The following is a 21,024-nucleotide window of genomic DNA, read 5'->3' as shown; positions in this document are numbered from 1 at the left end:
TCAGTTTAAAACTATATTGTCTAAACACACGAACCTTTCTTCTACTTTGTCATTTTATTCTACAGTCACACTCTTCGCTAAATTACGTGGCTGATCGACATCAGTTCCGCGTAATACCGCAACATGGTAAGAAAGTAGCTGTACAGGAATACTGTAAACAATCGGTGCCAGCCATTCATTGACAGATGGAATGTGAACCACATGCTGACGGTCTTTACCGTGAATACCACTGTCCTGGTCAGCAAATACAAACAGCTCACCGCCACGTGCCTGAACTTCTTCCATGTTCGACTTGAGTTTATCGAGCATGTCATCGTTTGGCGCCAGAATCACCACTGGCATTTCATTGTCCACCAAAGCCAATGGCCCATGTTTCAGTTCGCCTGCCGCGTAACCTTCCGCATGAATATATGAAATCTCTTTCAGCTTCAACGCACCTTCCAGCGCAATTGGAAAATGTGTGCCACGACCCAGGAATAGGCAGTGGTTTTTCTCAACAAACAAGGTGGATAAACGCAGGATTTCTGTATTGCATTGTAAGGTATCCAGAATCACTTTAGGACAGTGCCATAATCCTTCAATGATCTGGTTGCGTTGATTCTCAGAAAGGCGTTGCTTCACTTCACCGATCTTGAGAATCAACAGCATCAGTGCTGCAAGCTGGGTGGTAAATGCCTTGGTTGATGCCACACCAATCTCAGGGCCAGCCAGTGTCAATAAATGATGATCTGTTTCGCGAACCATAGATGAAGTCGCAACGTTACAAATCGTCATGGTGGTGATGTCAAGGGTTTGTGCATTGGCACGTTTTTGTGTTTCACGTAACGCTGCCAGTGTATCCGCTGTTTCACCAGACTGGGAAATACAGATATACAGCATATTTGCCACAATTACTGGCGTGCGGTAGCGGAACTCACTGGCAATCTCAACCTGGCAAGGTACACCGATCAACTGTTCAAACCAGTATTTGGCGATCATCCCTGCATGGTAGCTAGTACCACAGGCAATGATTTGTACCTGCTGGATTTTGCCAAAGTCAGCATCGGCATGGTTGAGGAAATCATCACGTAAGCTATTGCCATTTAAAGCTTGAGAGATAGTTTGTTGAATTGCTTCAGGCTGCTCATAGATTTCCTTGAGCATGAAATGTTTGTATTCACCTTTAGAGACATTGCTGACTGTTGCATCCAGTTCCTTTACTGGGCGTTCAACACGTTTACCATCAACAAATACTTCAATGCTGCTGCGGGTTAAACGGGCAATATCACTTTCTTCCAGGTAAACGAAGCGATTGGTGACGGGCAACAAGGCTAACTGGTCTGAACTAATGAAGTTCTCACCAATCCCTACACCAATGACCAGTGGTGAACCTTCACGCACGGTAATCAGTTCATCTGGATGTTCAGTATGCACGATACCTAGTGCATAAGCACCTTTGAGTCGGGGTACAATATTCTGGACAGCTTCAAGCAGGCTATCGGTTTGTTTTAAGGCATTATTGACCAGATGCGCAACCACTTCGGTATCGGTCTGTGAGGTGAATACATAACCCAAGGCCTGTAATTCATCCTTGAGTTCCTGATAGTTCTCAATGATACCGTTATGCACAACCGCAACATTGCCTGAAACATGCGGGTGCGCATTGTTTTCCGTTGGTTTGCCATGGGTTGCCCAACGGGTATGCGCAATACCGACATTCCCTGTTAAATGTTGTTCTGATACCGCCTCAGCCAGATTGGCCACCTTACCCACACGGCGTTCACGCAGGATGTGTTGATTGTTTAATAATGCCAAGCCTGAAGAATCATAACCACGATATTCAAGGCGTTTTAGACCCTCGATCAATACTTCTGTAATATTACGTTCTGCAACGCCACCAACAATGCCACACATAATAGAATCCTCTTATTTTTTCAATTTTTGGGGACGTTGATAATTGGCTTTTTCAAACTGTTTAGCACGTTCAACCGCTAAACTATGTTCATTTACATCTCTGGTCAGGGTTGAACCTGCGCCTGTGGTCGCACCATCACCAATTTTAATTGGGGCAACCAGTGAATTATTGGTGCCAATAAACACTTGATCACCAATAATGGTACGGTGTTTGTTGGCACCGTCATAGTTACAGGTGATGGTGCCTGCACCAATATTACAATCCACACCGATGTCAGCATCACCTAAATAGGTGAAGTGGTTGGCTTTGGAGCCTTGACCAATATTTGAGTTTTTCACCTCAACGAAATTGCCGATGTGAACATCATTGCCAAGGCTGGCACCTGGACGTAGGCGGGCAAAAGGACCGATCTGGGTGTTTTCACCCACAACCGCATTTTCAAAAACACTATAAGCCTGAACTTTGGTACCTGCTGCAATACGGGTATTCTTTAAAATGCATCCCGCACCAAGCTGGACGTTATCGCCCAGCTCACAATCCCCTTCGATGATCACGTTCACATCAATCTGCACATCCTGACCACATTTTAGGCTACCACGGAGATCAAAACGATTTGGGTCGATTAAATGAACCCCTTGCAGCATCAGCTCTTTGGCCTGTTGCTGCTGGAATTGACGCTCCAAGGTTGCAAGCTGCAAACGGTCATTCACCCCTTCAACCTCGAAAGCCAGTTCAGGTTGAATTGAGGCGATTTCCAGGCCATCCGCAACGGCCATCGCCACAATATCGGTCAGGTAATATTCGCCCTGCACATTATTATTGGATAGTTTTGGCAGCCATTGATGTAGCTTGGCATTGCTAACGCAATAAATGCCTGTATTGATTTCCTGAATCTGGCGCTGTTCTTCATTGGCATCCTTGTGTTCAACAATTGCCTGAATCTTGCCTGCCTGACGAACGATCCGACCATAGCCCGTTGGATTTTCAACGTTTAGCGTGATCATGCCAATGCCAGACTCACTTGAGGCTTCAAGCAGCTGCTTAAGGGTGCTTTGACGAACCAAAGGCACATCACCATATAGAATCAGGGAAATTCCATCCTGTGGCAGCACAGGCAGGGTCATTTGCACGGCATGGCCTGTTCCCAATTGCTCAGCTTGTTCAACCCATTCAATGGCTTGATTGGCAAAGCTTTGTTTAACCAGTTCACCGCCATGACCATAAATGGTGATAATATTTTGGGCATGTAGTTTTTGTGCTGTTTGAATCACATGACCAAGCAAAGGCTGACCTGCAAGCGGTTGTAGAACCTTGGGTAATTGAGAACGCATCCGCGTTCCTTTTCCTGCTGCAAGAATAATCACAGTTGTTGACATAATTAACCCTACTGGTTTAAGTCAAAAGTAGAAGTGGAGAAGAGATAGGCAGATTGCTGCCCAAAGCCCAGCAATAATGTCATCCAGCATAATACCCAGACCGCCAGACACTTTCTGGTCTGCCCAGCTGATTGGGAATGGTTTCCAGACATCAAAGATACGGAATAATACGAATCCAGCAATGACCCACAACCCATTCATTTGCTGTAAATAAAGCAAAGGCAGGAAAGTAATGGACTGTCCTGCGAACTCATCCCAGACAATACGTCCATCATCATGCACATTGATGACTTTGGCGGTTTGTCCGCAGATATAAATGCCCACAACCGACATGATCAGGATGGCAATCAAGCTGCCATAGAAACCCAATTGTAGCCACAATGGCACAAACAGTAGGGCAAAGGCTGAACCAAATGTTCCAGGTGCCTTGGGCGCTAAGCCAGAACCGAAACCAACACCGCAAAAAACGATGCAGCGGTTGAACCAGCTCATTTGTTTAAAGTGAATCGGTGGCTTATGCAAAGTGTTGATATCCCTGAACAGGTAATGGGTGGTTTTCGCCCATATACACAAATGACAATCCAGTTTGTTGGGTGATTTCACCAATTATTGTAAGCGGAACATCTAATTGTTGTCGAAGTAGTTTTTCAAAATTTTGCGGTGATATTGTAAAGCACAGCTCATAATCGTCACCACCCGCAAGAGCGTAGTGCCATGCCTGCTGCTTTTCCAGCTTTTTGAGTGATTCATCAATTGGAAGCTGATCCAGTTGTAGTTTTGCACCGACATTAGACGCTTTCAGAATATGACCCAAATCCTGGGCTAGTCCATCTGAAACATCAATCATGCTGGAAGCCAGGCCTTTTAGCTGCTGGCCAAGTTGGCAGCGTGGCGTTGGATAATCAAGTCGTTGCTGTAGGGCATGACCAAGATGCTGTAGCCCAAATGCGGCATCTCCAATCTGCCCACTGACACAAATGTAGTCACCTACTTGTGCACCTGATCGGGTAATGGCCTGACCCTGTTCAATCCAGCCAAGTGCCGTGACCGTGATGGTCAATTGAGCACTTTGTGTGGTATCACCACCAATCAGGCTGACACCAAATTGATCACAGCAATCGAATAGTCCGTGACTAAAGCCAGCCAGCCAGCCATGATCAACTGTTGGCAAGCTTAATGCCAGTAAAATACTATGCGGTTTTGCACCCATTGCAGCAAGGTCAGATAAATTGACCGCCACACTTTTCCAGCCGATGGCATGTGCTGAAGTGTTTAGGGGAAAATGACGACCAGCAACCAGTGTATCGGTACAGATCACCAGTTGTTGTGAGGGAGGAGGTGTAACAATGGCTGAGTCATCACCAACTCCTAAACTGACATCAGGGGTTGATGCGCGTTTAAAGTATTGGTCAATAATTGAAAACTCAGCCATGACACAAGCCTGTTATTTAGCTTGCTGTTTTTCAGCTTCACGAAGCTTTGAGGAAAGACGGTCCAGTACACCATTGATGTATTTATGGCTGTCAGCGCCACCAAAGTGTTTTGCCAGCTCAATCGCTTCATCCAGCACCACACGGTATGGAACTTCGAGATGATCCCGTAATTCATAGGCACCGAGTCGTAAAGTGGCAAGTTCCACGCCATCGAGGGCATTTAACTCACGGTCAAGGACAGGGATGAGCAACTCATCCAAAGCGTCATGTTGGGCAACCACTTGAGTGAGCAATTCATGGTAATAGTTAAGGTCAACCTTGTGCATGGCATTTTCAACACGGGTGCGTGCCTCAATTTCATGGACAGGGTTCTGACTCATTTGCCATTCATAAATCCCTTGTACAGCAAAACGACGTGCTTTGCGTTTCGCTGCATAAGCGGCCTGAAGTGTTTGCGACATGCTTTAAATTGCCTTTAATAAGTTAACCATTTCGATTGCAGTCAATGCAGCTTCGCTACCCTTGTTACCTGCTTTCGTACCAGAACGTTCAATTGCCTGCTCAATGCTGTCAGTTGTCAACACACCATTGATTACAGGCATAGTGCTTTCAAGTGCAACCACACCCAAACCTTTGGCACATTCACCCGCAACAAAGTCAAAGTGTGGTGTGCTACCGCGAATCACTGCACCGAGGGCAATGATGGCATCAAACTTGTTGGAGGCAGCCAGCTTTTTCGCAACGATTGGCAGTTCCCATGCACCAGGCGCATGAATCACAGTAATCGCATCTTCTGCAACGCCATGACGTTTTAAGGTGTCAATCGCACCTTCCAGTAAATGTTCAACCACGAAGCTGTTGAAACGACCAACCAAGATCGCGTAACGACCTTCGCTTGCGAGATGTAGTAAACCTTCAATTCGGCGAATTGCCATAACAACCTCGATTATTTTGCTGTGACTTGATCGGCAGTGATGTATTCCACTACCTCTAAATTAAATCCTGATAGGGCATTGAAACGAAGCGGTGAACTCAACAGCTTCATTTTCTCAACACCCAGATCACGTAAAATCTGTGCACCGACACCAATGGTCTGATATTGCTGGGAGAGGGCAGCATTGGATTTCAGTGGTTTTGGCTGATTCAGGTGATGAATTGCATGACCCAGATCTTCCAGATGGTCCTGTCCAATCCATACCAGCACTCCACGGTCACTCTCTGAGATGGTTCTCAGTGCGAGGTCCAGACTCCATGCAGTGGAGCCATCTGCTTTATTGAGTTTTAGCAAGTCACGTACAGGGTTGAAACCATGCACACGAACTGTGGTGATGCCTTGTTTTGGTTCACCTTTCACCAACGCCAGATGGATATCTGGATTGCCAATTTCACGGTATTTATACAGTTCAAATGCACCATATTCAGTATCAATGGTTTCTTGGGACAAACGTTCAACCGTTTGTTCATTGGTCATGCGGTAATGAATCAGGTCGGCAATGGTGCCAATTTTAAGACCATGTTTTTCCGCAAACACTTCTAAATCTGGACGACGCGCCATGGTGCCGTCATCGTTAATGATTTCACAGATCACAGACGCTGGCTCAAGGCCTGCCAAACGGGTTAAGTCACAGCCTGCCTCGGTATGGCCTGCACGGTGCAGTACACCACCTGGTTGTGCCATCAATGGGAAAATATGGCCTGGCTGAACGATATCGCTTGGCTTGGCATGTGCCGCAACCGCGGTACGGATGGTATGCGCGCGCTCAGCAGCGGAAATGCCTGTGCTGATGCCTTCAGCCGCTTCAATCGAGAGGGTGAAGTTGGTCGCGTGCTGTGCGCCGTTCTGGTCAACCATCAACGGAAGATTCAGTTGTTTACAACGTTCACGGCTGAGTGTCAGGCAGACCAAACCGCGTGCATGGGTAATCATGAAGTTAATATCTTCAGGGCGCACATGCGTTGCGGCGATGACCAGGTCACCTTCATTTTCACGATCTTCATCATCCATCAGGATGACCATTTTGCCTGCACGAATATCTGCGACAAGCTCTTCAACACGACTCAGCGGCATTCGCTTTCACCTTTTTATTGCCTTTCAAGGCACTCATATTCGATAAACCGAGCATAGTTTACCGCATTTTAACAAATTTCGCCTGTGCTTCTTGATCAATTAAAAAGCCTGATTCTCTGGAAAAGCAATCAGGTCTGTCAGGAAACAGATGATAATGGGTTATGACGCTGGAATATCTGAAGATTCACTTGAAACTTTCGCTTTCTTGCCCATCAAGATTTCAGTGCGAAGATTTTGCGCCAAAGTGGCACACTGTTCATTCATGCCGTTAATCATAAAGGCATGACGGGTCATGATATTGCTTGGGTTTGGCATTGCCACCAGTTCATAACTATTTTGAATGGTTTTAAGCTGGTCATGGCTCAGGTGTAAAGCAGCCTCTTTTGCATGCAAATGCTGGGTGAGGCGTTTCGATGCCTCAATCGCGTCCAGTTGCATCGCATCAACGGCGCTTGTCACAGCACCACGGGTCTGTAGTGCAAAGCGTTTATCTTCACGGTAACGTTTGTAAAGCACCTCTGCCAACAACTGGAACACTGCACCCACCATCATCAGGCATTCAAGCGCATGTGGCTTTTCCAGTGTGGTTGATAATGTGGCACCCTCGGCATTAAATTCCTGCACCACACGAATTTGTGCGGCATCCATTTGATAATGCCTGCTACACAGATCAATACTTTTATCTAAAAATAACTGGCAAAGCTTGAAGTAGGGAACCGAGACTGACTGGTTTACGCTACTAAGCAACTGCTTTGGATCATAAAACTGGATATTCAGTGCCAGTGTTTCATGATCAAGCTGGGGCTGTTCGGCTGGATTCTTTTCAATCCGTGGTTTTGGCTGGGCCTTTGCCTGTTGCTGGGCCTGTGCGACTAGGGTCACCGTGTTCTGTTTTTCCAGCGCCAGCGCCTGGGTTAGGCGCTGAATCTCATGTTTAAGATGATTTTCCTGATTAATACGCGCAAGATATTCACTGCGTGTTGGGCGGGCAATGGCACGGTAAGCCAGCCAAATCAGGAAGTGGATAAACAAGGAAGCCAAAATCGCCAGCCACTGTGTGCGTAGAATTTCACCAATACTTGGCTGGATTAAGGTGATTTCCACCGTTCCCACTTTCTTTTCATTTTGCAGGGCATCACGCACAAAGACTTCACCCTGACGTGTTTTGGCCATGCCACTGGTCGCAAGCACCTGTTTATTGGCATCCAGGATACGGATGGATGCGACACTTGGGTTGGTTGCATAACGGTTGGCCACCAGCGCCAATGAGACCGTGTTGGCGGGTTCCAGCTCTGAAAGACTATCTGCCACAAGCTGACTGGTCATCAGTTGTCCCTGGCTGGCGCGGTTTTCATTGAGTTGATGTGTTGTTGCAATCACCAATAAAAAGGTATGCAGTGCAAAACTTACAATCAGCAGGCTAGCAAATAGCCCTTGGCGTGGCGCATTCAAGTTAAACTTCCAAGATAAATAAGAGTCAAATAGATTCAGGTTGGGTTATGTTATGATTCTTACATACAATAGTTGTCGCTCAACCACGAGTCAATTCATGCGAGAAATCATTCTTATATCCTTTTTAGGACCAGATCAACCGAATCAGTTTACTCGATTAATGCAGGTGCTCTCCGTACATTCTTTGCAAATACTCGATGTGGGTCAGGCTGTTATCCATAATCAACTCACCCTTGGGATTGTTGTTGCATCGGATAATGAGACTGCAACCGCATTGGCAATGAAAGAGATCCTGATTTTAGCACATGATATTGGCTTAACTGTGCGATTTAAACCAATCTCCAACGCAGAATATGAACAATGGGTGAGCGAGGGTGGACGAACCCGCTATATCGTGACTGCGCTTGCCCCAGAACTCACAGCAGCACACTTGCAGGCAGTGACCAAAATTGTGTCGAGTCAGGGCTTTAATATTGAAACGGTGACACGTTTGTCGGGTCGGATGGATTTAGAAACCGATAGCCCATTTCCACGCCGTGCCTGTGTCCAGTTTGGTTTAAGTGGACAAATGCTGGACGCGCAGGCCATGCGTGCCGCCTGCCTCAGTCTGTCTGGTGAACTGAACATTGATGTCGCGGTGCAGGAAGACAATGCCTATCGTCGTAACCGTCGTCTGGTGTGTTTCGATATGGATTCAACATTGATTGAGCAGGAAGTGATTGATGAGCTGGCACTGGAGGCGGGTGTGGGTGCTCAGGTAGCTGAAATTACCGAGCGTGCCATGCAGGGGGAGCTGGATTTTCAGCAAAGTTTCCGTGCCCGTGTTGCCTTGTTAAAAGGTTTAGATGCTTCGGTTCTACCAAAAATTGCAGAACGTTTAACTGTGACCGAAGGTGCAGAGCGTCTGATTTCAACCCTGAAAGCCTTGGGATATAAAACGGCAATCCTGTCAGGTGGATTCCAGTATTTTGCTGAATACCTACAGGCAAAGCTTGGAATTGATGAAGTGCATGCCAATATTCTGGATGTACGGGATGGTCTGGTGACAGGAGAGGTCAAGGGCGCAATTGTTGATGGTGCGCGTAAGGCTGAACTATTACGTCATTTGGCCGACAAAATGGGTATTTCGCTGGAACAGGCCATGGCAGTGGGGGACGGGGCCAATGATTTGCCAATGCTTGCCATTGCAGGCTTGGGCGTGGCATACCGTGCAAAACCACTGGTGCGTCAGAATGCCAATCAGGCGATTTCAAGTGTCGGTTTGGATGGTGTCCTATACTTGCTGGGAATGCATGACAAGGACCTGAATCGTGCTTAAAGGTGGGTTGTGCTGAAAGCAGTCCAGATCTGTGTTTTGAGCTTTATTTAATGCCGTTTTTCAAGCGGCATTATTTATTTTAAATACGTCACGATTCCGTCATATTTATGTCTAAATGTATAGAAAAACAACGATAAAAAAATTCTGAAAAAAGTTTTTTTAAGCTAAAAACAGCGTGATAGTTTTTTGTAATGACACGCTGTAACTGATGCTATATGGACATTCAGGCCTTTTATGCCTGTAAAAAATGTAATGACAAAAGCATATTGCGACATCTTGTGTCGTATGGTTGATTTCAGGCTCTTTTTTTCTGGAAAAAACGCTCCATAATGCATAAAGACACAAACGCAATACATAGTACTGTTAGAGATTACAGAACAATTATGATGAGGTCTGGGCAAGACCCCGACCATCCTTTTAAAGACGGAGGTTTCTATGGAAGCAGCGAATTTCACCATGTGGGTTGGATTTGGCTTGATCGCTGTCGCAGTTATTGCTGTTTTCTTTTCTCCTTATCGTCGTTGGCTAGGTTTTATGTTGGCAGGTATGCTGTGCTGGGGACTGCTGGAAGTGGTGCGCTTTGGGGTGCAAACCATGTTCGAAATGTCAGTCGCCTATAGCTACCTGACTGCGCTGAGCCTTGCGATGGTAATGGTGACATTTATTCTCTTGCGTGAAGACAAGCAGGCGCAGAAACAGCTGGCAAACCGTCAGTATATTGAGCACACCCCTGTGTACAAGGATGACCAGCAACAATGCTCTAGCCGATAATTTATAATAAGATAAATCACATCAAAGGCATGCTCGGCATGCCTTTTTTGCACTAACTTTCTGAAACAAAGCTTTTACCGCCTTTGCAACAATTGTGCTAGGATACAGTTGTCTTAATTTTCATCATAATACTGTGGGCATAAATGTCATGAAGCTTTCTTCTTTACCTGTGATTCAGTTACCTATTGTTGATGTAAGCACTGATCCGTTAGATTTGTTGGTGACAGGTTTGGCGTTACGTATGAAGCAATTGGCACGTACTAGCCCAAAGTTTATTGAATTGGTTCATGACCGTGAATTCCGTATCCAGATTGGTACGGATGCAGGACTGGCACGTCAGATTATTGTCAACCGTGGCAAGATTGATACCGTTGCAGGCAATCCAGAAAAGGCTGACTTTATTTTGCAGTTTGCTTCAAGTGAGCAGGGCGTGAAAACCTTGGTGAAAGGTGATCCAACTGCATTTATGACAGGCATGCAGGATGGCAGCATCAAAATGGAAGGTGACTTTAGCCTGCTGGTCTGGTTTAATCAGGCGGCAAAATTGATCCCACCTAAAGTGCCAAAACCTGTAAAAGAAAAAATTCGTCAGGCGCGTGCCTTTATTAAAGAAAAAACAGGCAAATAAGCCTAAATAAAAAAACTCCCCATTCGGGAGTTTTTTTATGGTCTAAATTTATTCAATTTCCAGATTAAAGGTCACAGGACCATCATTGACCAAATGCACTTTCATGTCAGCAGCAAAAATACCTGTTTGGACATTTGCAAATTGTTGGCGTGCATATTCCACCAATTGTTCATACAGCGCTTTGGCTGCGGCTGGCGGCATTGCAGGCCCAAAGTCTGGACGCAGCCCTTTTTGGGTTTGTGCCATCAGGGTAAACTGGGACACCAAAAGAATGCCACCATTGGCTTGGCTGACATTCCAGCCCATCTTGCCATTCTCATCATCAAAGATGCGGTACTTTAAAATCTTGTCAATCAGCTTCTGGCCTTTTTCTAGGGTATCTTCTTTACCGACTCCCAGAAATACCAGTAAGCCTTGTTGAATCTCACCTGTGGTTTGGCCCTCAACCACGACCTTGGCTTCGAGGACCCGTTGGATTAATGCACGCATAACATTGAAAGATAGATGAAAAAGACAGGGAATTTTAGCAGACAAATGGGCCTGAAAATTGACTGTGCAGCAAAAGTCTACTATTCAATCCCAGCCATTTGGTTGTATAACAACTTATATTATGCAAAAGAATTGGTTAAAACCATCGCCTATGTCTGCCATCATTCAATCTTTACTGGACACTGACCTATATAAATTCACCATGTTGCAAGTGGTACTGCACCAGTTTCCACAAACGCACAGTGTCTATTTATTCCGTTGCCGAAATCTGGAGGATACCGCCTATCCCTTGACGGAAATTTTGGGTGATCTCAACCATCAGCTCGATTTGCTGTGCGAACTTCGCTTTAAAGAGGATGAATTGCAGTACCTCCGTTCACTGCGCTTCATCAAGAGTGACTTTGTTGACTATCTGGAGCTGTTCCAGCTCAAGCGATGTTTTATTCAGGCCAGTATTGATGCGGCAGGGCGGCTGGATATTCGGATTGAGGGGCCGATGGTACAGGCCATGATGTTTGAAATCTTTGTTCTGGCAATCGTCAATGAACTGTATTTCCGCCGTATCCGTAGCGATGAGGTCTTGGCAGAGGGCGAGCGCCGATTACAGCACAAGCTGGTGCAACTGCAACACTATGCCCACCAACAGCAGGATAATGATCCCCCATTCTTGGTTTCAGACTTTGGCACCCGTCGCCGTTATAGTTTTGACTGGCAAAAGCATGTGGTGCAGGTGTTTCATGATGTTGCACCGCAAGTGTTCCGTGGCACCAGTAATGTACTGCTGGCGAAAGAGTTGGGTATCAGCCCGATTGGAACCATGGCACATGAGTTTTTACAGGCATTTCAGGCGCTGGATGTGCGGTTGCGCAATTTCCAGAAAGCGGCATTGGAGGCATGGGTACAGGAATATCGTGGTGACCTAGGGATTGCCCTGACTGATGTGGTTGGAATGGATGCTTTCCTGCGTGATTTTGACCTGTATTTTGCCAAGCTGTTTGATGGCTTGCGCCATGACAGTGGTGATCCCTACGAATGGGGGGACAAGGCCTATGCACATTACCGTCAATTAAAGATTGATACCAAGACCAAAATGCTGACCTTTAGTGATGGCCTTAATCTGGAAAAAGCCTGGTTATTGCATCAATATTTTAAGGACCGTTTTCAGGTCAGTTTTGGGATTGGCACCAACCTCACCAATGATATGGGGCAGACTCCGCTGAATATCGTGTTAAAACTGGTGGAATGTAATGGGCAGTCGGTGGCGAAGATCTCGGACAGCCCAGGAAAAACCATGACCGATAACGATACATTTCTGGCGTATCTACGTCAGGTGTTTGAGATTGAGGAAGCGATGTAGTCTATATCTTCTTTTTTGCTAAACGAATGCAAAAAATCAGACAAAGATAAAAAGTAGGCTATGTTAAAATCATTGCAGTGCTGTGGCGACAAGACCCCTAACCATGACAGATGTAGACTTTAAACTTGATTTACTGATTGAACCTGAGCAGCTTGTGCCTTACTTGGGGCACGAGTTGATTCGTATTATTGATTTAAGCCGAGCATCGGTTTATGAGCAGCTACATATCCCGCATGCGATTCATTTGCAGCCAAAGTATCTGGTGGCGCAACAGGAACAGGCCAATGGTCTATTGCCCGATGTACAGGGCCTGCAAACCCTGATTGAAAAGCTGAATATCTCACCGCAGCATCATGTCGTGGTTTATGATGATGAGGGCGGTGCTTGGGCAGGGCGACTGATTTGGAATTTACACTGCCTTGGTTTTACCCGTACCAGTTTGATCAATGGCGGAATTCATGGCTGGCTGGGCGCTGGTCTACCCACCACCGCAGAGGTTGAAAAAGTCACACCTGTCGCTGATGTGCTACAAATTGATCTCGATACCGTGCAACAGCATCGGATTGAATATAACGAGCTGTTGCAGCAGGTTCAGCAAGAAAATATTCAGCTTTGGGACTGCCGTACCAATGAGGAATATACGGGACTTCGTTTGGCCGCGCGTCGTGGGGGTCACATCCCAAGTGCACTGCATTTTGAATGGAGTACTGCCCTTAATCGTGAAAATCATCTAAAATTGCATCCGCTTGAACGCACTCAACAACGTTTGGAGCAATTAGGCTTTAATTTACAGCAACCTGTGGTGGTGTACTGTCAGTCACATCACCGTTCGGGCTTGGCGTATATTCTGGCGCGATTGCTTAACTGGCAAGTCAGGGCCTACGATGGTGCGTGGAGTGAATGGGGCAATCGCCTCGATAGTCCTATTATTTCAGGGGAGTCACCATCTTGAGTTTTGCAGCAGATTTAAAAAAACAACTGTTTATCAAAGCACAGAATCTTGTGCCACAACACCAACTGAGCCGTGTAATTGGCAAAGTTGCCGCAAGTGAAAATGTTTTGGTGAAAACTGCTGTTATTCAGGCGTTCAAGGCAAAATATGGCATTGATATGAGTATTGCTGAACAAAGCAATGCACAGCAATACAAGTCATTCAACGAGTTCTTTACCCGTGCATTAAAACAGGGTGTGCGTGGTGTGGATGAGCGTGCTGATAGTATTGTTAGCCCTGCCGATGGTGCGATTTCTCAGTTGGGTAAGATTGAGGCGGGCGATATTTTTCAGGCCAAAGGTCAAAGTTTTTCAGTTGAGAAATTGATTGGTGATCCGCAATTGGCTAAACCATTCCAGAATGGACAATTTGCGACTGTTTATTTATCGCCAAAAGATTACCATCGTGTACACATGCCATTCGCTGGCACATTGACCGAAACCTTATATATTCCAGGTGAGTTATTTTCAGTAAACCAAACAACTGCGGAAAATGTACCAGGCTTGTTTGCCCGTAACGAACGTATGGTGTGCTTGTTTGATACCGAGCTGGGCCGTATGGCGGTGGTGTTGGTTGGTGCGATGATTGTGGCTGGGATTGAAACCGTTGCTACAGGTAAGGTGAAACCAACAGGTAAAGTTGAGTTACAGCATCATCAACTGCAATTGGATAAAGGGGCTGAGCTTGGACGTTTCTATTTGGGTTCAACTGCTGTAGTGCTATTTGAACAAGATAAAATGGTGTGGGAAGAGCAGTTTAACGCCAATTCGACTGTAGTAATGGGTGAACGGTTGGGGCATTCGGTTTAAATTTAAAGATAAAAAAAGCCCCTAAAATTTTTTGAGGGGCTTTTTTAAATAATTGTTGTATGGCTATTTTAAAAGTAGTGGTATTTCAATAATGCCTAACTGCTGTTTTGTCCCGTAAGATAAATCGGAAAGATTTTCATAAACCCAATCGATAAAATCAGAACCAACCATAACTTTAATGTTGTTTTGAGCAGCTATATCCAATGATGAATCAGTCATATCTGCTGTAGTTATAAACCACTTTTGGTATTCCATATCTTCAAAATCATCGTAAGCTATTAATTGTTTAAGTCCATGATTACCTGATATGTTTGAATGATGTTTAACTTGTATTAGTAAATTTGATTCTGAAAAGCGGTCTATTCGACTTGCGATAATATCTATATCAGAGATACCAGAAGATTGGTTTTTAGGTTGAATAGCTGCCGTATAACCTTCAATAACAAGAAGCTCCTTAACTAGTTGTTCCAGACCATTTCCACCAGCAGACAACCAAGTTGTTCCAGAAGTTATAGAAGTAAGAAGATCTTTTTTAAATTTTTGCTCTGCTTGTGATATTTTCTCTAGCAAATATGTTTCTTGTTTATATGCACCATTAGATTCAATGGAATCAATAATTCTAGTAATTTCCTCTTTAAAGTCGTTCAAATTTGTATTTGACTTTCTTACTTTTAAACGGCTTTCAAAGCCTTGTGTGAGAGATTTTCTAGGTATTCGTAGAATATGCCCATTATTGGTTCTAAAGAAATTTACTGAAATAAGATTGCAGGCTTTAGTTTTGGCTAGATTCTGATCAAAGGATTTTTTACCATTTACGATACCAATAGCAATTGCTTTGGATAATGGTACGACAACAATATCTCCATTCGCTAAGTTAAAGAATCTTTTTATGCTATTGGAATGTCTACCGATACGATTAGTATATTCTTCATTTATTTTGGCAATTACATCAGTGGCATTTTCATGTTCTGAAAAATCTACTTTAGCCCAACCATATCCAATCTGATCTTTTTCTACTACGGACATTGGACTTCTAATCATTATTGCTTTCATTAATTTCCCCTTATTAAATCACGATTATGTAATTGACCGCTGTTTAGAGTAAAGTATGAATTCATCTAGTACGTCAATTAATGTCGTTAGGTTTAACAAAGAATATTGGATGAGACAAACCCTGATTGGCTTTATGAAGCTTTTGTTACTGAACGACAAGTTGAGACATGGAAATTTGATCCATCATTAAAATTAAGTTTGTAACTTATGATTAGATATGTAGCTATAGTGTTTTTATTCCTATCAGGTATAGGTGGATATACGATTGATAAATTTGGCCAAGATTTATGTATTCATGAATATATTGCTATAGGAACTATTACCTATTTTAAAGAACTAAAAGGGGTCTCGGCGAATGACCCGTCTATGCTAGGGATGTGTGGTCTATTATCTATTATCTTTTCATTGGTTCTAATTTTTATAAAAAACAAATATTTATATTCTACTATTACATTGTTGTTATTATGTTTAGAACTGATCTTACTAAATATGATGGAAACAGTATCTTATAAGGAAATTATTTATGATTCTATTACACAGTGTTCTAATTATTCAGTACTAGGATGGATTGTTTTTCAAATCATCTTCTTATTTCTAAGTGGTTTTTATATTTTTAAAAATAAGTAAGATTTCTTTTCAAATTAATTTTATTTATATAGGGTATTTATGAGAAATTTTATTTATAAATTTTTTCTACATACTAAACCCTGTACGCTTTTACTTACACCAATTCTAGCCAATGACCCATATCCAGACTGAGTTAAATTGCCTATTATGAACCCATCAGGAACAGGAAGTTCCAGAACATAAAACAAAAATGATAAGTTCATGCATCAGGACGTGAGGTAGGACAGGAGTTATACCTAAGTGCGAAATATGAAAAAGCCCGACAGGATGTCGGGCTTTTTTCATGATGACTGCCTATAATTATTTTTCGATTGACTCGATTTAACTTAACTAAGCCCAAGCCTAATGGGTTAAATTTAAAGAATAGATATTTTTTATGATCAAAATAACACAAGAAATGCTGAGCGCAGCTCAGAATGAAGTTGCAAGAAGAAACAACTATCTACATCCCCATTTTAATTTAGGGTATTTAAATGAAGATACCAGACAAATTATTGGTTTCTTAGGCGAGTTTGCTTGCCAGACCTATTTGGGCATAGATTGGCGTGTGAATATTCGAGACAACTATTTACGTCCCGACGATTATGACTTTATCCATAATGGTGGTCGGGTTGATGTAAAGACCGAGACCCTGCCCAGCATGCAATTGGTCAATGCCGTGACAACACGCCAGATACATGATGACAAGGCATATGGACGGCGACTGATTGTCGCGGGGCAATATCCTTTATTGACACATTATGACATGGTCATGTTTGGCTGTTTCTTGCGTCCACAAAATAGCAACCAGTGGAATCCTGTAGGCCAGTACTGGTATCCAATCGGTATGATTGAAAGCCAACATATTCTTCAACATTATCAGCCCACTCAATACAAGCCCTTTGGGGGATATTACCCGCAGGCATGTGCGAATATTAGAACTTCTGAGTTAAGGGATATTGCATAAATCTTTTTGTAAAAGTTTAACATTTCTACTTTTATTGAAAGTAATGCTCTATCGCTTTTGTCATCGAAGAAAAATCGAGGTCTGCAATCTCATGAATCTGTGGTTGATCTAAGCCCACAGCCAAAACCTCCCTGAATTGGTTGAAATCATAAATTTGTGGAATCGTAGACTGACTTAAATTGGCTTCAATACTTTTCATTTTAGAGATGAGCAATAGGTATTGGTATTCCTTATTAATTTCCTGTGTTTTACCGAGTGGATGCGCCCGATTTAAATGTTGGGATGGGGTCAAGGCGATGAGGTTTTCAACGGTTCCAGAAATAGCGGGATAAATAGCTTCAGGAAAGATATGGTGAATATGGGTTGCCTCACAGTTTGCCAAATCGTCCTCATGTTCTGAAATACGGTTTCGAAACTCATCATTAAATGCTCTGAGTAACTTTTTGGCTTTGCTGGAATTATATTTCCAGAATTTTTCCAGCTTTAGTTTTTCAGGGACTGTGGGTTCATATTCATTTCGGGTGACATCTTTAGGTTTGTTGCTATATAAGTCCCTAAAGTTTAAACGGTTGTACATCAACTGGTCATAGGTGATCTTTTGTGGGGATAAACGTCCTCTTTCTGTACCGTAGTTTTTTAGGGTAAAAGATAAAGGATTGAGTACCTTGGTAAAAATACGTCTACATTCAATCTCAGTATTAATCGCTGTATGTTGAATCATAAATGATTCAAACTGACCTTTGAGCTGTGAAAAGGTATTGGCATTTGGTGTGCTGAAGAAACTTTCAAAATGGGTATATATGCCACTGTCTTTCAGGACTTTTGTTATGTAGTGGGTTAAAAAGTTGAGGCAGTTTCTTTCCCTACGGGCGATATATTCTAATAACTCAATATTCTGGACAGTATATAAATTCTGGTTTCCCTGTTTTTGTTTTAATAGCAGCCCTGAGTAACTGAGAAGCTCCATAGGTTGCTGAAAGAATTTATCGTATTCATTTTGCGCACTTGAACTGGTGACATCTGGCTTTGAGAAAATATCCGAAATTTCTTTGGCATAGTCTGAATTCCAGATTTCCTTGGTTAGAAAAGTGGATTTCTGGCTGGATTCAATATAGTTCAGAATACAGTCGGCAATAATACAAACCACATCTGGCGTACATTTCTGATCGATCCATCTGGCATTATTCGGTAGCCTGATATCATAGTTGGACTGATTTAGAAACTGTTCCAGATGATTCTCATTAAACACGATGCTGTCTCTTACCAAAATAAAATATTGCAATATTATCAATATTCAATGAACGGGTACTATGATTTCTGGCAATGCGGTAGAATGCTTCAAACTCAGCCGATGCAAAAAATAATAAATCTTCTTCAGAAATGCTGATGTCTGTCTTTAACTCGAAAATTGCAACAGAACCATTCACAATACAGCCTTTAGGTTTTTTCACCACCCTTGGATAATAGGTCATATTTGGACTCAGAAATACATCATCCCGCTCTAAATATTGCCCAACGGCAAGCTTGGATAAATGTTCCTGATCAATAAAGGCATCATCCTCAATATGGTAAATGGCTTCCCCAGTTCTCGGGATATTTTTGGATTTAATCACCCAAATGTCGCCTGTGGATTTTAATATTTTGGAGGTAATCTGCCGATCCCGAAAGACAGTGAAAATACCAAACTGCATTTTGGCAGCCAGTTTTTGAAAAGATTCATCAATATAGATCAGCCAGTTTGGAAACGTAGGCTGGGTAATGTCAGCCTGCTTCTGAAGAATATTGATTTTCTTCGGAATAGAAATCACTTGTGTAGAGGAATTTTCTGAAACTGCCTGAGTATCAATAAACAGGCAAATGGTTTCAATCAGTACACCTTTAAAACCTGTTTCTCCAAAATCAACAATTTTATTGATTGCTAGCTGTTTTATTTTCTCTCTGGAAACTGAGAAATCTATATTATGGAGAAAATATTTAGGCAGGATTAAGGCGACATGCTGGGCTAAACCAATGGCCTTATCCAGAAAAAAGGCGGCACTATTGTCAGCAGCAGAATTGTTTAATTCTGCGCGTAAACTCTCTTTATATTTTCCCTTGATTTTTATAAAGGGAGGGTTGCCCACCACTAAGTCGTAATGTTGATGAAATTGGTATTGCAGGAAATCATCATGAATATAGTTGATCTTGATATTTGTTAAGGGACCAAATGTTTTATCCATCAGAATCTCACAGATTTCCAATGAATGATGGTTAATATCAAACGCATCAACCTCAATGGATTCAACCGTATCCTTATATTTGGCAATCACCTCGCGCAGGATATTTCCCACTCCTACAGAGGGTTCCAGTATTCGGATGGTTTTTTGATGAAATTCAGGCAGGTTCTGGCAGAGTGTGGATACCGTCATGGGGTCGGTATAATAGGCAGCGGTCGATTCCTGATGGCTGTTGGTGAGTTCCGCAATCCGTGATAGGTCATGGATAGATAAAGACAGTGGATTGTTCAGGATAAAATTCCTGTTTTCCTCAAACACTTCTAAACGATGACTGCTGATCACCTGCTTGAGGTAGCTGTCCTTATTCTTCAACATTTGCTAAAGCCTCTTTAATGTTTTTAGCAATCTTTGAAAAGATAATGGTTGGAACAGCCTCTCCCAGACTTTGCCGAATGTTGACCTCATGCTTTTTCAGGTAAGCCTGTTTGTCAGTTAGACTTAATTGGTTCAATACGGTCTCATCCTGCTGGCTCCATTTAAAACCAGCGGGGACATTCATAAAAATCATCAGTTCCCTGAGACTAAACACGCGGTCATCCTCTGGATGCACGGTATTTTGGCTAGCCAATATATCATTCCGTGTATGCACGCAGGGCGGGGTTTTATCCCAGAGTTGTCGGCTATATTTATCGCCGTTTTTATTCACGTTGGGAACAATAACACCGTCCTTGACCTGATGTGGACGTTTCAGTGGATCAGCATTGTCAAAGGCATTTTCACCCTGCTTTAAGTCGCTGATCCATGCACGCATATGTGGTTTATAGGCCTTAAAGTTATGGTAAATGTCGTGACTGGAAATTTCTCCCATGACACTTAAACGGGGTAGGTCAGAGATCAGCTCTTTCATGCTCTTGGCGGTTTCCTGAGAGGGCCAAAGCTGAGAGACAGTTATATGCTGGGACAGGTCTTTCCTGATCCCCAGCACCAGACAGCGCGAGCGGCTGGAATGTGCGCCATAATCCTTAAAGTTGAGAATCCTTGAATCAAAAACATAGTCCGCAGCGAGTTCTTCATGAATTGCCTCGGAAATCTTGCGTTCTCGCCCTTCTTTACCACACTTGGTGTTCATAAATGCAGCCACGTTTTCAAAGACAAAGATTTTCGGCTTGATCAGGGAAACAATGTGAATGGCTTCAAGTACCAGCGAGTTCCTGACAATCTCGTTCTCGGCCTTTTTATGGTTTGCCACTGACATGCCCTGACACGGTGGCGTGGCGATAACCACGTCAATGTCTTTGAGTGCATGGTCTTTTTTATATTGCTGTATATGATTCAGGGCATATTGCTGGATTTCAGGCAGGGTAATGTCACCACACAGATAGCCTTGTGGATTGCCGCATTTTGCATTGCATTTCTGAACATCCATGCGTCTTTCAATCAGCTCATTGGTGAGGACGCAGTCGAAATTCTGTTGTTTAAATCCATAGCATCCCACGCCAGCGCTACTGAACAGGGATACATAGGTATAAGGCTTCATCTTTGGTCTACAGCGAAAAATCTAGACAGGATAATAGCTAAATTTAAACGCAGAGGGAA

The 21,024-nt window shown here is 43.4% G+C and carries 20 protein-coding genes; 7 read left to right on the top strand and 13 right to left on the bottom strand.

What is annotated here, in order from left to right; genetic code table 11:
• Window positions 1-54: 54 nt before the first annotated feature.
• From glmS to QTA56_RS12850, 8 genes are all read right to left on the bottom strand, one after another.
• Complete coding sequence (glmS, locus tag QTA56_RS12885; protein ID WP_267981340.1) at window positions 55-1,893, bottom strand: glutamine--fructose-6-phosphate transaminase (isomerizing); 1,839 nt, start codon at window positions 1,891-1,893, stop codon at window positions 55-57.
• A 12-nt stretch (window positions 1,894-1,905) separates the two neighbouring features.
• On the bottom strand, window positions 1,906-3,270 hold the full coding sequence (glmU, locus tag QTA56_RS12880; RefSeq protein WP_267981339.1) for a bifunctional UDP-N-acetylglucosamine diphosphorylase/glucosamine-1-phosphate N-acetyltransferase GlmU: 1,365 nt from the start codon (window positions 3,268-3,270) through the stop codon (window positions 1,906-1,908).
• A gap of 21 nt (window positions 3,271-3,291) precedes the next feature.
• Window positions 3,292-3,762 carry a phosphatidylglycerophosphatase A family protein gene (locus QTA56_RS12875; protein WP_267981438.1) on the bottom strand — a complete coding sequence of 157 codons (471 nt, stop codon included), beginning with the start codon at window positions 3,760-3,762 and terminating at the stop codon, window positions 3,292-3,294.
• A 22-nt stretch (window positions 3,763-3,784) separates the two neighbouring features.
• Window positions 3,785-4,702, bottom strand: a complete 918-nt coding sequence (gene thiL / locus QTA56_RS12870; RefSeq protein WP_267981338.1) for a thiamine-phosphate kinase — start codon at window positions 4,700-4,702, stop codon at window positions 3,785-3,787.
• 12 nt (window positions 4,703-4,714) lie between these two features.
• Window positions 4,715-5,164, bottom strand: coding sequence for a transcription antitermination factor NusB (nusB, locus tag QTA56_RS12865; protein WP_004683615.1), 450 nt, complete (start codon window positions 5,162-5,164; stop codon window positions 4,715-4,717).
• Window positions 5,165-5,167: 3 nt separating this feature from the next.
• The gene (ribH, locus tag QTA56_RS12860; protein ID WP_004637206.1) at window positions 5,168-5,638 is read right to left on the bottom strand and encodes a 6,7-dimethyl-8-ribityllumazine synthase; all 471 of its coding nucleotides are present in this window, start codon (window positions 5,636-5,638) and stop codon (window positions 5,168-5,170) included.
• Window positions 5,639-5,649: 11 nt separating this feature from the next.
• Window positions 5,650-6,771, bottom strand: a complete 1,122-nt coding sequence (ribBA, locus tag QTA56_RS12855; protein WP_267981337.1) for a bifunctional 3,4-dihydroxy-2-butanone-4-phosphate synthase/GTP cyclohydrolase II — start codon at window positions 6,769-6,771, stop codon at window positions 5,650-5,652.
• A gap of 159 nt (window positions 6,772-6,930) precedes the next feature.
• Window positions 6,931-8,223 carry a hypothetical protein gene (locus QTA56_RS12850; protein ID WP_267981336.1) on the bottom strand — a complete coding sequence of 431 codons (1,293 nt, stop codon included), beginning with the start codon at window positions 8,221-8,223 and terminating at the stop codon, window positions 6,931-6,933.
• 97 nt (window positions 8,224-8,320) lie between these two features.
• Between QTA56_RS12850 and serB the strand changes: the two genes are divergently transcribed.
• From serB to QTA56_RS12835, 3 genes are all read left to right on the top strand, one after another.
• Window positions 8,321-9,541, top strand: a complete 1,221-nt coding sequence (gene serB / locus QTA56_RS12845; protein WP_267981335.1) for a phosphoserine phosphatase SerB — start codon at window positions 8,321-8,323, stop codon at window positions 9,539-9,541.
• Between the two features lie 435 nt (window positions 9,542-9,976).
• Window positions 9,977-10,312 carry a ciprofloxacin tolerance protein AciT gene (gene aciT / locus QTA56_RS12840; protein ID WP_267981334.1) on the top strand — a complete coding sequence of 112 codons (336 nt, stop codon included), beginning with the start codon at window positions 9,977-9,979 and terminating at the stop codon, window positions 10,310-10,312.
• Window positions 10,313-10,460: 148 nt separating this feature from the next.
• On the top strand, window positions 10,461-10,940 hold the full coding sequence (locus QTA56_RS12835) for an SCP-2 sterol transfer family protein (RefSeq protein WP_267981333.1): 480 nt from the start codon (window positions 10,461-10,463) through the stop codon (window positions 10,938-10,940).
• A 48-nt stretch (window positions 10,941-10,988) separates the two neighbouring features.
• On the opposite strand, the gene dtd is transcribed toward QTA56_RS12835, so the two are convergent.
• Window positions 10,989-11,429, bottom strand: a complete 441-nt coding sequence (gene dtd / locus QTA56_RS12830; RefSeq protein ID WP_267981332.1) for a D-aminoacyl-tRNA deacylase — start codon at window positions 11,427-11,429, stop codon at window positions 10,989-10,991.
• A 151-nt stretch (window positions 11,430-11,580) separates the two neighbouring features.
• On the opposite strand from dtd, the gene pncB reads away from it, so the two are divergent.
• The 3 genes from pncB to asd all read left to right on the top strand — a co-directional run bounded on the left by pncB (window position 11,581) and on the right by asd (window position 14,586).
• Entirely contained in the window at window positions 11,581-12,786 is a 1,206-nt protein-coding gene (gene pncB / locus QTA56_RS12825; protein ID WP_267981331.1) for a nicotinate phosphoribosyltransferase, read from the top strand.
• A gap of 103 nt (window positions 12,787-12,889) precedes the next feature.
• The gene (locus tag QTA56_RS12820) at window positions 12,890-13,738 is read left to right on the top strand and encodes a sulfurtransferase (RefSeq protein WP_267981330.1); all 849 of its coding nucleotides are present in this window, start codon (window positions 12,890-12,892) and stop codon (window positions 13,736-13,738) included.
• Window positions 13,735-14,586: an archaetidylserine decarboxylase gene (gene asd / locus QTA56_RS12815; protein ID WP_267981329.1), complete on the top strand. Its 852-nt coding sequence runs from the start codon at window positions 13,735-13,737 to the stop codon at window positions 14,584-14,586. Before QTA56_RS12820 ends, asd begins: the two co-directional genes overlap by 4 nt.
• Window positions 14,587-14,649: 63 nt before the next feature.
• Here asd and QTA56_RS12810 read toward each other — a convergent pair whose 3' ends face one another.
• Window positions 14,650-15,639, bottom strand: a complete 990-nt coding sequence (locus tag QTA56_RS12810) for a restriction endonuclease (RefSeq protein WP_267981328.1) — start codon at window positions 15,637-15,639, stop codon at window positions 14,650-14,652.
• Between the two features lie 1,003 nt (window positions 15,640-16,642).
• Between QTA56_RS12810 and QTA56_RS12805 the strand changes: the two genes are divergently transcribed.
• Window positions 16,643-17,212, top strand: coding sequence for a hypothetical protein (locus QTA56_RS12805; RefSeq protein ID WP_267981327.1), 570 nt, complete (start codon window positions 16,643-16,645; stop codon window positions 17,210-17,212).
• 31 nt (window positions 17,213-17,243) lie between these two features.
• On the opposite strand, the gene QTA56_RS12800 is transcribed toward QTA56_RS12805, so the two are convergent.
• From QTA56_RS12800 to QTA56_RS12790, 3 genes are read right to left on the bottom strand one after another with little or no spacing between them, the layout of a single operon-like run.
• The gene (locus tag QTA56_RS12800; RefSeq protein ID WP_267981326.1) at window positions 17,244-18,461 is read right to left on the bottom strand and encodes a hypothetical protein; all 1,218 of its coding nucleotides are present in this window, start codon (window positions 18,459-18,461) and stop codon (window positions 17,244-17,246) included.
• Window positions 18,454-19,803, bottom strand: a complete 1,350-nt coding sequence (locus tag QTA56_RS12795) for a class I SAM-dependent methyltransferase (RefSeq protein WP_267981325.1) — start codon at window positions 19,801-19,803, stop codon at window positions 18,454-18,456. The genes QTA56_RS12800 and QTA56_RS12795 overlap by 8 nt, the downstream gene beginning before the upstream one ends.
• The gene (locus QTA56_RS12790) at window positions 19,790-20,965 is read right to left on the bottom strand and encodes a DNA cytosine methyltransferase (protein WP_267981324.1); all 1,176 of its coding nucleotides are present in this window, start codon (window positions 20,963-20,965) and stop codon (window positions 19,790-19,792) included. The genes QTA56_RS12795 and QTA56_RS12790 overlap by 14 nt, the downstream gene beginning before the upstream one ends.
• Window positions 20,966-21,024: the final 59 nt, after the last annotated feature.

This window comes from Acinetobacter thutiue, assembly GCF_030385805.1.
GTDB classification, from domain to species: domain Bacteria; phylum Pseudomonadota; class Gammaproteobacteria; order Pseudomonadales; family Moraxellaceae; genus Acinetobacter; species Acinetobacter corruptisaponis.
The sequence above is the reverse complement of the archived record's forward strand: the minus strand, read 5'-3'. Positions and strand labels throughout refer to the sequence as shown.